The sequence below is a fragment of the Gordonia sp. NPDC003424 genome (genome assembly GCF_053588655.1).
The window spans coordinates 71,192-85,902 of record NZ_JBSFQJ010000012.1 but is presented as its reverse complement, the minus strand read 5'-3'; the positions used below and the strand labels follow the sequence as shown (position 1 = coordinate 85,902).

Sequence of the window (14,711 nt, the reverse complement as noted above, 5' to 3'; positions counted from 1 at the left end):
GTGAGCAGCAATTCCGTCTAGTGAGTGAGTGAGAAATGTCAGTGGATGACACCACGGGCGTCAATCGGAAACCGGCGGCACCCCCGCCGGGCTCCGGTGGCGACGACGAACCGCCACAGCTGAGTCCCGAGGACGAGCGCGAGATCGAGGAACAGATCCATCCGGGACTGCGCAGTCACAAGGGCGCAGGCGCCGACCGGATCTTCTCCTACCTCGCGCAGGGCACGGGCGTCTTCGTCATCGTCCTGATCGCGGCGATCGGCGTCTCGCTGGTGATCGACGCGATCCCGTCGATCACCGCCAACCACGCCAGCTTCTTCTTCTCGTCACAGTGGAATGTCGGCGCGCAGAACTTCGCCGACGACACGGTGGCGTTCGGTGTCTGGGAACTCTTCCGCGCGACGATGCTCACGTCGTTCTTTGCGCTGTTCCTCGCGACGCCGATCGCCATCGGCATCGCGGTCTTCCTGGTGGAATACGCGCCGCCCGCCGTCTCGCGTCCGCTGGCCGCGGTCGTCGACCTGCTTGCGGCGGTGCCGTCGATCATCTTCGGCCTGTGGGGTATCTACGTCCTGGCGCCGGTCATCGCACCGTTCGCCGAGTGGCTGAACCGGACGTTCGGCTGGTTCTTCCTCTTCGCCACCGGCAAGGCGTCGATCAGCGGCGGTGGCACCATCTTCACCGCCGGCATCGTGCTCGCCATCATGATGTTGCCGATCATCACCTCGATCACGCGAGAGGTGCTGCGGCAGACCCCGAGCGGCCAGAAAGAGGCGGCGCTCGCGCTCGGTGCCACCAAATGGGAGGTCATCCGCATGACCTCCTTCCCGTACAGCCGGTCGGGCATCATCGCCGCGTCGATGCTGGCGCTCGGGCGCGCGCTCGGCGAGACGATCGCGGTGATGATCATCTTGAGCGCCGCGGTGGGCCGCCTCAAATGGTCGTTGTTCGAGGGTGGCGACACCTTTGCGTCGAAGATCGCCCGGGACGTCGGCGAGTTCGTCGGCAGTCAAGACGTGCAGAGCGCCTACATCGCGGCCGGCCTGGTGCTGTTCGTCCTGACATTCGTCGTGAATGCGATCGCCCGATCGGTCGCCGGTGGAAAGGTGAACGGATGACGGTCACAGTCGAGGAGGCTGCCGGCGGCGGACCCGTCAAAGAAAGCCCGACGACCTTCCGTGAGGCGTCGATCGGACGCAAGTTCCGTAACAAGGCGGCGCTTGTCGTCTTCGTCGGGTGCTTCGTGCTCGGTGTCATCCCGCTGGTGTGGCTGCTGTGGACGGTGATCTCGCAGGGGTTCCAGGCGATCACCGACCCCAATTGGTGGTTCGGCAACGCCTACGGCATCGACACGACGACGCAATACGGGGCGGGCATATCGCAGGCGATCATCGGTTCGATCATCCAGGTGGCGATCGCGACGGTGATCTCCGTGCCGATCGCGGTGATGACCGCGATCATGCTGGTGGAGTACCCGACCAGCAAGCTGGTCAAGCCGGTGAGCTTCATGGTCGACATCCTCGCGGGTGTGCCGTCGATCGTCGCCACACTGTTCATCTTCACCGTGTTCGTCATCGGGCTCTCGATGGGGCAGAGCGCGTTCATGGTGAGTCTGGCGTTGATCCTGCTGATGGTGCCGATCGTCACGAGATCGACCGAGGAGATGCTCAAGCTCGTCCCGGACGAGCTCCGCGAGGCCTCCTACGCGCTGGGCATCCCCAAGTGGAAGACCATCGTCCGCATCGTCGTGCCGACGGCGATGTCGGGCATGCTCTCCGGCATCTTCCTGGCCATCGCACGTGTGATGGGTGAGACCGCCCCGGTCCTGATTCTCGCCGGGCCGGCGAGCTCGCAGGTCCAGGTGGACCCGTTCGAGGGCGGGATGAGCTCGCTGCCGCTGTTCATCAAGGACATGTGGGCGGCCAGCCAGCCGGCGTCCTCCTTCTACTACTGGGGTGCCGCCCTCACGCTCATCATCATCATCGCGGTGCTCAACATCATCGCCGCACTTCTGTCGAAGTACTTGGCGCCCAAGACCAAGTAAGAACCGCCCCACCCAAGCCAGCAAAGGTACTTCCCATGGCCAAACGCCTCGACGTCAAAGACCTGAACATCTATTACGGCAAGTTCCATGCCGTCAAGGACGTCACCCTGTCGGTGCCGCCGCACAGCATCACCGCCTTCATCGGCCCGTCGGGCTGCGGCAAGTCCACCGTGCTGCGCACGCTCAACCGGATGCACGAGGAGGTGCCCGGCGCCTATGCGGTCGGCAGCGTCCTCCTCGACGGCGAGGACATCTACGCGAAGGGCATCAGCCCGACGGCGGTGCGCTCCACCATCGGCATGGTGTTCCAGCGTCCCAACCCGTTCCCGACGATGTCGATCCGCGACAACGTCGTCGCGGGTCTCAAGCTCGCCGGGGTGCGCAACAAGACCCAGCTCAACGAGGTGTGTGAACGTAGCCTGCGGGGTGCGAACCTGTGGAACGAGGTCAAGGACCGCCTGGACAAGCCCGGTGGCGGGCTTTCGGGCGGCCAGCAGCAGCGTCTGTGCATCGCCCGCGCCATCGCCGTGTCCCCGGACGTGTTGCTCATGGACGAACCGTGCTCGGCGCTCGATCCGATCTCGACGCTCGCGATCGAGGATCTGATGGGCGAGCTCAAGCAGGAGTACACCATCGTGATCGTCACGCACAACATGCAACAGGCCGCGCGTGTGAGCGACCAGACCGCGTTCTTCAACCTTCCCGGTGTGGGCAAACCCGGTGAACTCGTCGAGATCAGCGATACCGAGACGATGTTCACCAACCCGACCAAGCAGCAGACCGAGGACTACATCTCGGGCCGCTTCGGCTGAGCCGGCCCCGAAGGGTCCGTCACCGGACTGTCAACAACCAAACGCCGTGAGTCCCACCAGGACTCGCGGCGTTTTCACATCTCCAGGACGAGGATCAAGAGCATCGCGATCAATGACACGGTGATCACGGCATAGGTCATTATCTGGCGGCGGTGCGCCGCTTCCGCGGCCGGATCCGACACGACGTCGACGCCCGGTTCCGTGGAGTGATGACCCATTCGGTCACCCTAACCCGACTGCGGCCGGGTGAGAAAATCGTCACCCGGCCAGGTGAGCACTATCTCATCGGTTCGACGAACCGATGAGGATCGCACTGCGACACAGATGTGTCAGGAGACCTCGAGGTACTGCTCCGGGGTCTGTCCGGTCGCCTGAAATACCACGCGTCGGCCGATCAGCACTGCGTGATCGGCGAACCGCTCGTAGTAGCGACCGAGCAGCGTGACGTCGACCGCCGCGGCCACACCGTGGCTCCAGTCGCGATCCATCAGCACGGTGAACAGATGCCGGTGCAGATCGTCCATGGCGTCGTCGTCTTCCTGCAGACGAATGGCGTCATCCGGACTCTGGGACTCGAGGACCTCGCGAGCGGTGTGTGCGAGCTTGACGGCCAGCCGGCCCATCTCCGCGAAGTAGCCGTTGACCTCTTCCGGCAGGGCCTTGGCGGGATGCCGTCGTCGAGCGACCTTTGCGACGTGCAGGGCCAGTGCGCCCATGCGGTCGACGTCGGCGACGATCTGGAATCCGCTCACGATGCCGCGCAGGTCGCCGGCGACGGGGGCCTGCAACGCCAGCAGCGCGAAAGCCTGCTCCTCGGCGCGCGCGGACAGTTCGTTCATCCGGTCGTTACTGGTGATGACTGCTTCGGCCACGGCGAGGTCGGCCTGCAACAACGACTGTGTTGCCTGTTCCATCGCATCGCCCGCAAGTTCGCACATCTCACCGAGCGTCGTGTTCAACGCCTCAAGCTGCTCGTGGTACGCGTTACGCATACGCTCAAGGGTACTTTGTGTCGCCCCTGTTCCCCCTCCGGCGGGGGTGAACTCCCCATGAACGGCGCGTGCCCAGTGGGTCACCCGACCCAGATGTCCGGGTCAGGAGCAATCTGTGTTGGCGGCGTTGGTGACGGCCAGGTCGTTCGGCAGGCCGGACGTGTTGGTGGCCGGCGGCAGCTGCTCCACCGAAATGGTCGTGCCCGCGGCGGGCACCGAACCCACCGACCCGGTGAAGCTGGATCCGAGGATCACCTCGACACCCGACTTGACGGTCCGGTCGAGCTGAATGGACGCGCCCGGGAACACCTCGGCGAGGGTGGCTGCGGCGTCCTGCTCACCGGTGCCATACCGGATGACGGTGTCGGTGCGGTTCTCCGACGCGTCGGCGACGCCACGCACGTCGAAGCCCAGCGGTGCCAGCTGATCGGAGACATCCGTGGCGGCTCCGGAGCGGCCGGTGCCGTTGAGCACCCGCACGCCGACGTTGCCGGGGCTCTGGGCGGTCGCCGAGATTCGGGTGGGTGCGCTCGAGGTCGTCGGCGACGATGCGCCCGCTGCCTTCGCACTGGTCGAACTCGACGTCGACGTGTCCTTCTTGGCCTGCTCACCGGGCAGCGGATCGTCGTCGATGATCGCGTTGAAGATCGCGTTGATGTCGTCGGTTCGCGGGATCTCGTTGTTCTGGCCGTCGGTGGACGTGCCCGAGGTGGGGATGGTGAGGAATGTGACGCGACCGGCCTCGATGCCCTGCATCGAGTCGGCGAGGTCGAGCAGCGACTGTGTGTCGACACCGTCGACGTAGCTGTACTGGATGAAGGTGTTGACGATGCTGTTGAGCTTGCTCGGGTTGCTCAACACATTGCCCGAGAGTGTCGACCGCAGGAGCGACGACATGAACAGTTGCTGGCGCTTGATACGGCCGTAGTCGCCGTTGCCCTCGGATGCGATGCTGCGGGCACGAACGTAGTTGAGGGCCCGTTTGCCGGTGAGTTTCTGCCTGCCCGGCTTGCGCAGGATCTGCCCGAGTTCGTAGTCGTAGAGAGGGGTCGGAGAACACACCTCGACTCCGCCCACCGACCGCACGACCTTCTCGAAGCCGTAGAAGTCCATTGCGATGAAGTGGTTGATGTTGAGGCCACTCATCGCGGTGATGACACTGACCAGGCACTTCGGGCCGCCGTCGGCGTAGACGCTGTTGATCTTGACCGAGGACTCGGCGGGCAGGTCCTCCCCATAGGTGCCGCTGTCGTTGTCCCACTGCTGGCAGTCGGGGCGATCGACCTGCAGGTCACGCGGGAAGGACACCGCGACGACCCGTTCCCGGTTGGCCGGGATGTTGACGAGGATGATCGTGTCCGACCGGGCGCCCTCGGCGTCGGCGGTGGTTCCGGCGCCGACGTTGGAGTTCTGTCCGCTTCGGGTGTCGGTGCCGACGATCAGGTAGTTCTCGTCACCGTACTGCGCGTCCTTCTTGCGGATGTTCGAGTCCTCGGGGTTGACCGCGTTGATGGTCTTCCAGTTGCCGTTCCAGGACTTCAGGTAGCCCCAGACGAAGCCGGTGCCGACGAGCGCCATCACGCAGGCGATCGCCACGATGATGCGGCCGGTGACGGTGACGCTGCGGGTCAGGTTTCGGCGCGGTCGGTCGCCCGCGGACGAGGGGTGGCGCCGTGGCCGCGACCGAGGCGGAATGGTGTCCGACAGGTCAGGGGTCGGTTGCAGCGGCCGTCGCGGTACTCGGCTACTCCGCGAGGGGGCGCTCGGCGGCGGGGTGCTCGACGACCCAGCGCTCGGCGACCCCGTGCTCGGCGACGGGGTGCTCGATGCGGTACCTGAGGGCGAGATGTCGGGCGATGGGGTGCCCGAATACGCCCGGACGGGCTCCTGCCCCGTGGATGGCGTGCCGGTGGTCGGCGCGCTCGCCGACGGCGTGCCTGCGGACGGCGTGCCTGCGGACGGCGTGCCTGCGGACGGCGTGCCCGCGGACGGCGTGCCTGCGGACGGTGCGGGCGCGGAGGGCGTGTCCGTGGACGGCGTGCTCGAAGACGCGGCGACTGCGGCTGCAGCAGCGGCCGCGCCACCGGCCGCGTTGCCCGCGGCGGGCCCACCCTGACCGCGCGACTCCTCCGTGACCCGTTTGCGGGTCGCGTCGTCGGAGAGGTCGACGTCGTCGAACGTGGCCTGCGCCTTGATCGGCGCGATCTTCTGCGTGACGTCGTTTTCTTGGGAGGACCCCGGGGCCGCGGCCAGCTCATCGAGGCGATGGACCTCGGTCGGATCGTCGGCCCGAGGCTGCGGTCGGGCGGTGCGTGGCGGCGTGCCGCCGGGTCGAGTGGTGTCGCCTGGTGTGGCGGTGGGCGGCGTCGGGTCGCCGGGGGTGCCCTCCGCATTCATCTGCTCCATCAGCTCACGCACGGTGAGCCGGGTGCGGCCGCGCACATACCGGTCGGCGGAGGTCGGCTCGTGCAGCGAACCGTGGGCCGGGACATCGTTGGTCGGTGCGTTTCCGAACATCTCGGTGAAGTCGTTGGCACCGCCGGAGCGTCCGGCGCGCCGACTCCGACGGGGCTTCGGCCCCTCGTTGTCCGGCCCCGGCTGATCCGGTCCCGATGTCCTACGACTCACTCACGTTCCCCTTGACCCAACATCCGGTGCGCTCGCGAATCTCGCGGGAAATCGCGCACCCTTACGTCGCCTCGCGCTCACGAGACTTCGGGTCATAGTACTGAGTGCACCTGAGAACACATCTCAGCCAAGTCGGAGCGCCGTGCCATTTGATGGCGTGAACTGGAGATATCGGGCGCTCAGCCGCCCGAGTGCATGATCTCGGCGCCCTCGGGGACGATGTCCTCGTCGGGATCGTCGAGCCAGCCGTCGGGCAGCGCCACCTTCGCCGGTGACCCCTGGCGACCGCGCGGTCCGTGCCCGTCGTCGGGGAACACGGCGTCGGCGGGCAGTGTCCCGACCAGTTCGGTGAGCTCGTCGAGCGTGCTGACCAGGGCCAACCGGTTGCGCAGGTCGGAGCCGGCCGGGAATCCGCGCAGGTACCAGGCGACGTGCTTGCGGATCTCCCGCATGCCCTTGTTCTCGCCGTGGTGATCGGCGAGGAGCTGTCCGTGCCGGATGATGATCTTCGCCACATCGCCCAGGTTCGGCGGCGGGGGAGCGTCGAGGCCGTTGAGGTGGGCGGACAGCTCGGCGAACAGCCACGGTCGTCCGAGGCAGCCGCGTCCGATGACCACTCCGTCGCAGCCGGTTCGCTGCATCATCGTAACCGCGTCCGCGGGTTCGAAGATGTCGCCGTTGCCGAGGACCGGGACGTCGGTGACGTGCTCCTTGAGTCGCGCGATCTCGTCCCAGTCCGCCGTGCCCGAGTACCGCTGCGAAGCCGTACGGGCATGCAGCGCAACCGCTTTGGCGCCTTCCTCGGCGGCTATCCGGCCGGCGTCGAGGTGGGTGTGGTGCGCGTCGTCGATGCCGATACGGAACTTGACGGTCACCGGGATGTCGGTGCCTTCGGTCGCTTTCACCGCTGCCGCGACGATCCGGCGAAACAGCTTGCGCTTGAACGGAATTGCCGAGCCGCCACCCTTGCGGGTCACCTTGGGCACCGGGCAGCCGAAGTTCATGTCGATGTGGTCGGCGAGATTCTCGTCGACGATCATCTTCGCCGCCGCGTAGGTGTTCTCCGGATCGACGGTGTAGAGCTGCATCGACCGTGGGTTCTCGTCGGGCCCGAAGGTGGTCATGTGCATGGTCACCGGGTGACGTTCGACGAGCGCGCGGGCGGTCACCATCTCGCAGACATAGAGGCCTGAGACGGTGCCGGTGCGTTCGAGCTCGAGTTCACGGCACAGCGTCCGGAATGCGACATTGGTCACGCCGGCCATCGGGGCCAGGACGACCGGGCTGGCGAGTTCGATCGAGCCGATGCGCAACGCCGAACCGGCGCCGTCGGTCAGAACCGAGGGCGCCGGTGACGGAAGCATGGTGGTGCTCAGGATGCCTGCTGCTCCCGCTTCTTGGCCTCACGGGCGAGCGACCGGTCGCGCATCTCCTCGAAGCGAACCGTGTCCTTCTCGAGCTGTTCGAGGAACGCGGCAAGCTCCTCGCGGGTCTGCTCGCCCGCGCTGGAGAAGTCGTCGCGTTCGAAGACATTCCACTTGCGCAGCACCGGCATGATGACCTCTTCGAGGTGCTGGCGCAGGTCGTAGATGCCGTGCTTGGCCATCAGGACACCGTTGCGGCGGAAGTTCGGCATGCCGGCGCCGGGCATCTGGAAGTTGGTGACGATGTCGGTGACCGCGCGCAGCGTCTGGTCGGGCGAGATGTCCATGCCCGCACCACAGATGTTGCGGTAGAAGATCATGTGCAGGTTCTCGTCCGCGGCGATGCGCTGCAGCATCTTGTCGGCGATCGGATCGTTGCAGGCCTTGCCGGTGTTGCGGTGGCTCACGCGAGTGGCCAGCTCCTGGAAGGTGACGTAGGCGACCGAGTGCAGGATGCCGAGCTCGTCGGCGTGCTCCTCGAGTTCCTCGGTGCGTCCGGCGGCGGCCAGCATGGGGTCGTAGCCGTTGGTCATGTGGATCATCCGGGCCTCTTCGAGGGCGACCGGATCGACACCGCGGGTGACCACGAGATAATCGCGCATCACGATGCCGTGGCGGTTTTCCTCGGCGGTCCACCGGCCGACCCAGTGGCCCCACGCCGAGTCCATGGAGAAGTTGTCGGCGATGACCCGGTGATACGACGGGAGATTGTCCTCGGTCAGCAGGTTGGTGACCATGGCCGCCTTGGCGACCTCGTCGAGCTGCGACTGCTCCGGGTCGTAGTCGACGCCGCCGAGGGCGGCATAGTTCTTGCCCTCGTCCCACGGGATGTAGTCGTGGGGATTCCAGTCGCGAGCGGTCTTGAGGTGTCGGTTGACGTTGTCCTCGGCGACCGTTTCCAGCTCCTGCAGAAGTTCCAGTTGAGTCAGGTCGCGTGCCATTGATGTCCTCCGAACGCCGGTCCGTGTTGTATCGATGTCGTCGTGAATGTCGTGGTGAGCGCCGTCACGGGCGCTGCCTCATGGTTCCGGGTTCCCGGCCGCCGGCACCACTGGTCAAACGCCTAGCGTACGGCACGGGGCCAGGTCGGCCCAAGTTCCTGGCTACGGTGTCGTAACCCACTTTGGCGACGTTACGTCACTTCGGGGTGTCTCGCGGTGGCATCGGTCACGATCTCGGTGACTCACAGGAGACCGACAGGATCTCCGGCAATTCAGGCACGTCGCGCGAACATCGCGCCCGAGGTCTCCATCCAGCGTGCCGCCGCGTCGTCGAGGGTTCCGAGCTGGGCAGATCGTTCGCACCATCGCATGGCGGCCTGGCCGAACTCGAGGGGGTTGTAGACGTCCTCTTCGCGACACCACAATCCGTCACCCGCATAGGTGAGGATGGTGAGATTGGTCGCGGAGATCACCGAGCCGTCACCTGGGTCACGCATCGGGTTGTCGACCTCGCAGATCACCCGTCCCGTCGGGGCGTCGACGACATGCCACAGCGACGGATACCCGGTCATGTGGCTGCCGGGGAAGGCGGACATCGTCTTCCAGATCCAGGCGCGGATCTCCTCGCGGCCCGTCATGGTGCCGAAGGCGTGCTCGACATACACCGCGTCGACGGTGAACATGTCGGCGAACCGGTCCCAATCGCGGCTGACCGCGATCTCGGCGACGGTGCGTTGGAAGGCGCCGAAGGCCGCATCGAGTTCGGCGTGGGTGAAGGTGCTCATCGAGACCTGAGCTTACTAGAACGTGTTCTAGTAAGCTCAGGTCTGCTCGGGTCAGTGGCTGAAGCCCTGCTTGACTCGTGGCGCCGGCATGGGGGCGTCGAGGCTGTCGAGGTAGTCGACCGACTCGTGGAGATCGCGCATCAGGGTGTCGGCCAGATCGTGCGAGAGACCGTTACGCACGACGATGCGCACCACGGTCTGATCCCCGAGGTTGTCGGGCATCGGATACGCGGGCACCAGCCAGCCGCGTTCCCGCAACTGCGCCGACAGGTGATGCAGATCCCAGTTCTTCGTGTAGCCGTCGGCCAGCTGCCAGGCGAACACCGGGATGTCGGTCCCATCGCTGCGCAGCGTGAACGCGTCCATCGCGCCGATCTGTGACGACAGGAACGTAGCCACGTCCTGACAGTTCTGCTGCACTTCGCGGTAGCCCTCGAAGCCGAGGCGCAGGAATTGGTAGTACTGCAACAGCACCTGGGCGCCGGGACGGGAGAAGTTGAGAGCGAAGGTCGGCATGTTGCCGCCGAGGTAACTGACGCGGAACACCAGGCTCTCCGGCAGTAGCGACTCGTCGCGCCACACCACCCAGCCGATGCCGGGGTAGACGAGGCCGTACTTGTGGCCGGACATGTTGATCGACGCGACGCGCGGTACCCGGAAGTCCCACTCGAGGTCGGGTTGCAGGAATGGGGCGATGGAGGCGCCGGAGGCCCCGTCGATGTGGATCGGGATGTCGAGGCCGGTCTGCTTCTGGATCTCGTCGAGCGCCGCGGCGATCTTCGTGACCGGCTCGTAGGCGCCGGTGTAGGTCTGGCCCATGATCGCCACCACACCGATGGTGTTCTCGTCCACGTAGGACGCGAGGTCGTGGCCGTCGAGCACCAGATGTTCCTCGGAGACAGGCACATACCGCACCTCGACCTCGAAATAGTTGCAGAACTTCTCCCAGCACACCTGAACCGCCGAGGACATGATCAGATTCGGCACGCCGACGGGCTTGCCCTCGGCCTTACGCCTCTCCGACCAACGTCGTTTGAGGGCGAGGCCGCCGAGCATCGCCGCCTCCGACGACCCGATCGTCGAGGTGCCGATCGCCTTTGTCGGCTCGGGTGCATTCCACAGATCGGCAAGCATTGTCCAGCAACGGGTTTCGATCGCCGCGGTCTGCGGGTACTCGTCCTTGTCGATCATGTTCTTGTCGGCGGCCTGCAGATAGAGGCGGTTGGCGTAGTCGTCCATCCACGTGCCGACGAAGGTCGCCAGATTCTGCCGTGCGTTGCCGTCGAGCATCATCTCGTCGTGCACCACCTGATAGGCGGTGGCGGGATCGGACGGCTCGTCGGGGAGGGAGAACCGGGGGAAGTCGGTGGCCTCGCCGGGCCGGGTGAACAGGGGGTTGGCATTGACCGGAATGTCGGATACTTCTTTGCGATCCACGTTCAGGTGATGGTGCATGAGGGTGAGCGTACGGCGAAATGCGGGGCACGACCTCATACTTCCGGCATGATGGTGGAGCAACAGTGCCGACGGGGGAGCGGTGCTGATAGGGCGACGTCGGGAAGACGTCGATAGAGCGAGGTGGTGGCGCCATGCAGCGGCTCAGTGGACTCGACGCATCCTTCCTGTACCTGGAGACCAGGTCGCAGTTGATGCATGTCATCGGGTTGATCGAGATCGACCCCAGCACCATGCCCGGCGGGTACAGCTTCACCAAGTTGCGCACCGAACTCGAACGCCGGATCGAGGCGCTGCCGACCTTCCGTCGCAAGCTCGACAATTCGATCCTCAACATCGACCACCCGGTGTGGATCGAGGACGAGGATTTCGACATCGAACGGCACGTGCACCGGATCGCGGTGCCCGCGCCCGGCGGCGAACGTGAGGTCGCCGACTTGTGCGGACATCTCGCGGGCCAGACGCTGGACCGCGGTAAACCGTTGTGGGAGTTGTGGGTCATCGAGGGGATGGCCGGTGGCAAGGTGGCGGCGATGCTGCGGATGCACCATGCCGGCGTCGACGGCGTCACCAGCGCCGATCTGCTTTCCCAGTTGTGCACCATCACCCCGGACGCGCCCGAACTCGACGTGGAGAAGCTGAAGGAGACCGCCGGACCGGCGTCGCGGACCACCATGGCGGTGACCGGCGCGGTGAATTACTTTGTGCAGCGGCCGATCTCGATGGCCAAGCTCATCCCGAACACCGTCTCGGTGCCGTTCGGCTGGCTGCGGCGGTCGCGGTCGGACAGCGCCATGCCGGCACCGTTCCAGGCACCGCGGACCCGGTTCAACGCGCCGATCACCCCGCACCGCACGATCGCACTCAGCCAACTCTCGCTTGACGACATCAAGCGGGTGAAGAACCGGTTCGGTGTGAAGATCAACGACGTGGTGCTGGCGATGACCGGCGGTGCCCTGCGCAGTTATCTCGACGAGCACGGCGAGCTCCCCGAGCAGCCGCTGGTCGGGATGGTGCCGGTGTCCGTTCACGGTGCCGACGAGAGTGACCTCGTCGAGGAGGGCACCAACAAGGTGACGGGCATGTTCACGTTGCTGCCGTCGGACACGGCCGATCCGGTCGAACGGCTCGAGCGCGCCGCAGAGCAGTCCCGCAAGTCGAAGGAACACCACGCCGACATCGACGCCAACATCCTGCGCGCCTGGGCGCAGTTCGTGCCCGGCACCACGATGTCGACCGCGATGAAGGTGTACGGCGAGCGCAAGCTGTCGCTGCGGCACCCACCGGTCTTCAATGTGCTCGTGTCGAATGTCGCCGGACCGGACTTCCCGCTGTACTTCCTCGGTTCCCGGGTCAGCGCCATCTATCCGTTGGGCCCGATCTTCCACGGTCTGGGACTCAACATCACCGTGTTCTCCGCCGACGGTCGGCTCAACATCGGCATCGTCGCGTGCACCGATCACGCACCCGACGTCTGGGAGATCGCGCACGCCTTCGACGAGGAGCTCAAGCAGTTGCTCGAGCAGTGTGACTAGCGGCGTCTCCCGTGAGCCGCTCAGAGCGCGTCGAGCCACACCCGACTCGACGCGTCGCTGGGGGAGCGCCAGTCGCCGCGCGGGGAAAGTGAACCGCCCGAACCGATCTTGGGGCCGTTGGGCATCGCGGTGCGCTTGAACTGATTGCTCATGAACCGCTTCAGGAACACGCTCAGCCACCGTTCGATGGTGGCCGCGTCGTACTGATTGCGGCTCTCGTCGGCGATCATGTCCGACCAGGGGCCGCGGCTGCGGTCACCCCACGCCTGCGACGCCAGATACGCGATCTTGGCGGGCCGATAGCCGAATCGGGTGTGGTAGTAGAGGAAGAAGTCGTGCAGCTCGTACGGTCCGACGGTGTCCTCGGTGCTCTGGATCGCGCCGTCGGCGCCGGGCGGCACCAGTTCCGGCGTGATCACGTCGCCGAGTATCTCGGTCAGCGCGCCGGTGGTCTCCGCGGAATAGGCGCCGGTGGTGATCATCCATCGGATCAGGTGCTGGATAAGGGTTTTGGGCACCGACGAGTTCACGTTGTAGTGCGACATCTGGTCCCCGACACCGTAGGTGCACCAGCCGAGCGCCAGTTCGGAGAGGTCCCCGGTGCCGAGCACGATGCCGCCGTGGTGGTTGGCGAGGCGGAAGAGATGCGAGGTGCGTTCGCCGGCCTGCACGTTCTCGAAAGTGACGTCGTAGACCTCGACGCCGTCGGCGTAGGGGTGTCCGATGTCGGCCATCATCTGGATGCACGACGGCCGGATGTCGAGTTCGGTGCCGGACACGCCGAGGGAGTCCATCAGCACGTGCGCGCGCGCCAATGTGGCTGAGCCGGTGGCGAATCCGGGCATGGTGTAGGCCAGGATGTTCTTCCGGTCCAGGCCCAGTCGGTCGAAGGTGTCGACGGCGACGAGGAGCGCGAGCGTCGAGTCGAGGCCACCGGAGACGCCGATGACGATCTTGTCGATGCCGGTCGACCGTAGCCGCGCAGCCAAGCCCTGCACCTGGATGTTGCCGACCTCGCGACACCGCTCGTCGCGATCGGCGGTGCCGGCGGGGACGAACGGGAACCGCGGGACGACGCGTCGCAGCGTGTCGTCGACGTCGTCGGTGGACCCGAGTCGGAAACGGATGCGGCGCAACGGTTTCAAATCCGAGGCGAAATCGCCCACCTGGTCGCGCAGGCTGATCATGCGCATCCGCTCCTGCCGGAGGCGGTCGAGATCGATGTCGGCTGTGATCATCTGATGGTCCATCGCGAACTGTTCGCTGCGTGCGAGCAGCGTGCCGTTCTCCGAGATCAGGGCGTCACCATCCCAGGCGAGATCGGTGGTGGATTCCCCGAACCCTGCCGCGACATAGATGTGTGCGGCGACGCATCGTGCAGAGTGGCTGGTGCACAACGACTTCCGATAGGCCTCTTTGCCGACGGTGACCGGGCTGCCGGACAGATTGGCCAGCACGGTCGCACCGGCGAGGGCGGCCCATGTGCTCGGCGGGATCGGCACCCAACCGTCTTCGCAGATCTCGACGTGCACGGCGAGGCCTTCCACGTCGGTGGCCTCGAAGATGAGGTCCGGACCGAACGGCACCTCGGTGCCGAGCACCGTCGCGGTGGTGACCGCGGCATCGCGGGCGGCCGAGAAGTACCGCTGTTCGTAGAACTCGCGGTAGTTCGGCAGATACGACTTGGGCACCACGCCGAGGATCGCGCCGCCGTGCACCACCGCCGCGCAGTTGTAGAGACCGTCACCGACCACGAGCGGCAGTCCGACGGCGATCAACGGACGCAGTTCGCGGCTGGCCTCGACGATGGTCGCGAGCCCGGTCAGGCAGGCGTCGAGGACGGCATCCTGCTGGACGAGGTCGTCGATCGAGTAGCCACACAGCCCGAGCTCCGGGAACACCACGAGCGCCGCCCCCTCGGCCGCGGCGGCGCGCAGCAGTTCGAGAGTGCGGTCGGTGTTGGTGGCCGGGTCGGCGATGGACACCACCGGCACCGCGCCGGTGACCCGTGCGAAACCATGCTGGTAGACAGACACCTCCCAACCCTAGCCGGGCGGGCTCCGGCGTCGGTTGTGGCCGCAGTATCGTGTTCCGG

At 65.9% G+C, this 14,711-nt stretch carries 12 protein-coding genes; 4 read left to right on the top strand and 8 right to left on the bottom strand.

Annotated features, from left to right (window positions below; all coding sequences use genetic code 11):
- The first annotated feature begins 35 nt into the window (after positions 1–35).
- From pstC to pstB, 3 genes are read left to right on the top strand one after another with little or no spacing between them, the layout of a single operon-like run.
- Positions 36–1,118 carry a phosphate ABC transporter permease subunit PstC gene (gene pstC, locus ACWDTI_RS17910; protein ID WP_449739450.1) on the top strand — a complete coding sequence of 361 codons (1,083 nt, stop codon included), beginning with the start codon at positions 36–38 and terminating at the stop codon, positions 1,116–1,118.
- Positions 1,115–2,044 (top strand): phosphate ABC transporter permease PstA, encoded by a 930-nt coding sequence (gene pstA, locus ACWDTI_RS17905; RefSeq protein ID WP_449739449.1) that lies wholly within the window; start codon positions 1,115–1,117, stop codon positions 2,042–2,044. The genes pstC and pstA overlap by 4 nt, the downstream gene beginning before the upstream one ends.
- A gap of 35 nt (positions 2,045–2,079) precedes the next feature.
- On the top strand, positions 2,080–2,856 hold the full coding sequence (gene pstB, locus ACWDTI_RS17900) for a phosphate ABC transporter ATP-binding protein PstB (RefSeq protein WP_449739448.1): 777 nt from the start codon (positions 2,080–2,082) through the stop codon (positions 2,854–2,856).
- 74 nt (positions 2,857–2,930) lie between these two features.
- On the opposite strand, the gene ACWDTI_RS17895 is transcribed toward pstB, so the two are convergent.
- The 7 genes from ACWDTI_RS17895 to ACWDTI_RS17865 all read right to left on the bottom strand — a co-directional run bounded on the left by ACWDTI_RS17895 (position 2,931) and on the right by ACWDTI_RS17865 (position 11,081).
- Positions 2,931–3,074: a hypothetical protein gene (locus tag ACWDTI_RS17895; RefSeq protein WP_449739447.1), complete on the bottom strand. Its 144-nt coding sequence runs from the start codon at positions 3,072–3,074 to the stop codon at positions 2,931–2,933.
- Positions 3,075–3,185: 111 nt separating this feature from the next.
- Positions 3,186–3,848 (bottom strand): phosphate signaling complex protein PhoU, encoded by a 663-nt coding sequence (phoU, locus tag ACWDTI_RS17890; protein WP_449739446.1) that lies wholly within the window; start codon positions 3,846–3,848, stop codon positions 3,186–3,188.
- A 102-nt stretch (positions 3,849–3,950) separates the two neighbouring features.
- Entirely contained in the window at positions 3,951–6,365 is a 2,415-nt protein-coding gene (locus ACWDTI_RS17885) for an LCP family glycopolymer transferase (protein ID WP_449739499.1), read from the bottom strand.
- Between the two features lie 290 nt (positions 6,366–6,655).
- A complete protein-coding gene (gene dusB / locus ACWDTI_RS17880) occupies positions 6,656–7,840 on the bottom strand; it encodes a tRNA dihydrouridine synthase DusB (protein ID WP_449739445.1) in 1,185 nt (394 codons plus the stop codon).
- Positions 7,841–7,848: 8 nt separating this feature from the next.
- A complete protein-coding gene (locus ACWDTI_RS17875; protein ID WP_449739444.1) occupies positions 7,849–8,841 on the bottom strand; it encodes an acyl-ACP desaturase in 993 nt (330 codons plus the stop codon).
- A gap of 272 nt (positions 8,842–9,113) precedes the next feature.
- Positions 9,114–9,626, bottom strand: a complete 513-nt coding sequence (locus tag ACWDTI_RS17870) for a nuclear transport factor 2 family protein (protein ID WP_449739443.1) — start codon at positions 9,624–9,626, stop codon at positions 9,114–9,116.
- Positions 9,627–9,677: 51 nt separating this feature from the next.
- Complete coding sequence (locus tag ACWDTI_RS17865) at positions 9,678–11,081, bottom strand: glutamate decarboxylase (protein ID WP_449739442.1); 1,404 nt, start codon at positions 11,079–11,081, stop codon at positions 9,678–9,680.
- Between the two features lie 134 nt (positions 11,082–11,215).
- Here ACWDTI_RS17865 and ACWDTI_RS17860 point away from each other — a divergent pair, with 134 nt between their 5' ends.
- Positions 11,216–12,616 (top strand): WS/DGAT/MGAT family O-acyltransferase, encoded by a 1,401-nt coding sequence (locus ACWDTI_RS17860; RefSeq protein WP_449739441.1) that lies wholly within the window; start codon positions 11,216–11,218, stop codon positions 12,614–12,616.
- A gap of 20 nt (positions 12,617–12,636) precedes the next feature.
- Here ACWDTI_RS17860 and ACWDTI_RS17855 read toward each other — a convergent pair whose 3' ends face one another.
- Positions 12,637–14,652 carry an NAD(+) synthase gene (locus tag ACWDTI_RS17855; protein ID WP_449739440.1) on the bottom strand — a complete coding sequence of 672 codons (2,016 nt, stop codon included), beginning with the start codon at positions 14,650–14,652 and terminating at the stop codon, positions 12,637–12,639.
- Positions 14,653–14,711 lie beyond the last annotated feature (59 nt).

Coding starts and splice junctions, on each gene's coding strand:
- pstC (WP_449739450.1), top strand. CDS start 36: ATGTCAGTGGATGACACCACGGGCGTCAATCGGAAACCGGCGGCACCC.
- pstA (WP_449739449.1), top strand. CDS start 1,115: ATGACGGTCACAGTCGAGGAGGCTGCCGGCGGCGGACCCGTCAAAGAA.
- pstB (WP_449739448.1), top strand. CDS start 2,080: ATGGCCAAACGCCTCGACGTCAAAGACCTGAACATCTATTACGGCAAG.
- ACWDTI_RS17895 (WP_449739447.1), bottom strand. CDS start 3,074: ATGGGTCATCACTCCACGGAACCGGGCGTCGACGTCGTGTCGGATCCG.
- phoU (WP_449739446.1), bottom strand. CDS start 3,848: ATGCGTAACGCGTACCACGAGCAGCTTGAGGCGTTGAACACGACGCTC.
- ACWDTI_RS17885 (WP_449739499.1), bottom strand. CDS start 6,365: ATGTTCGGAAACGCACCGACCAACGATGTCCCGGCCCACGGTTCGCTG.
- dusB (WP_449739445.1), bottom strand. CDS start 7,840: ATGCTTCCGTCACCGGCGCCCTCGGTTCTGACCGACGGCGCCGGTTCG.
- ACWDTI_RS17875 (WP_449739444.1), bottom strand. CDS start 8,841: ATGGCACGCGACCTGACTCAACTGGAACTTCTGCAGGAGCTGGAAACG.
- ACWDTI_RS17870 (WP_449739443.1), bottom strand. CDS start 9,626: ATGAGCACCTTCACCCACGCCGAACTCGATGCGGCCTTCGGCGCCTTC.
- ACWDTI_RS17865 (WP_449739442.1), bottom strand. CDS start 11,081: ATGCACCATCACCTGAACGTGGATCGCAAAGAAGTATCCGACATTCCG.
- ACWDTI_RS17860 (WP_449739441.1), top strand. CDS start 11,216: ATGCAGCGGCTCAGTGGACTCGACGCATCCTTCCTGTACCTGGAGACC.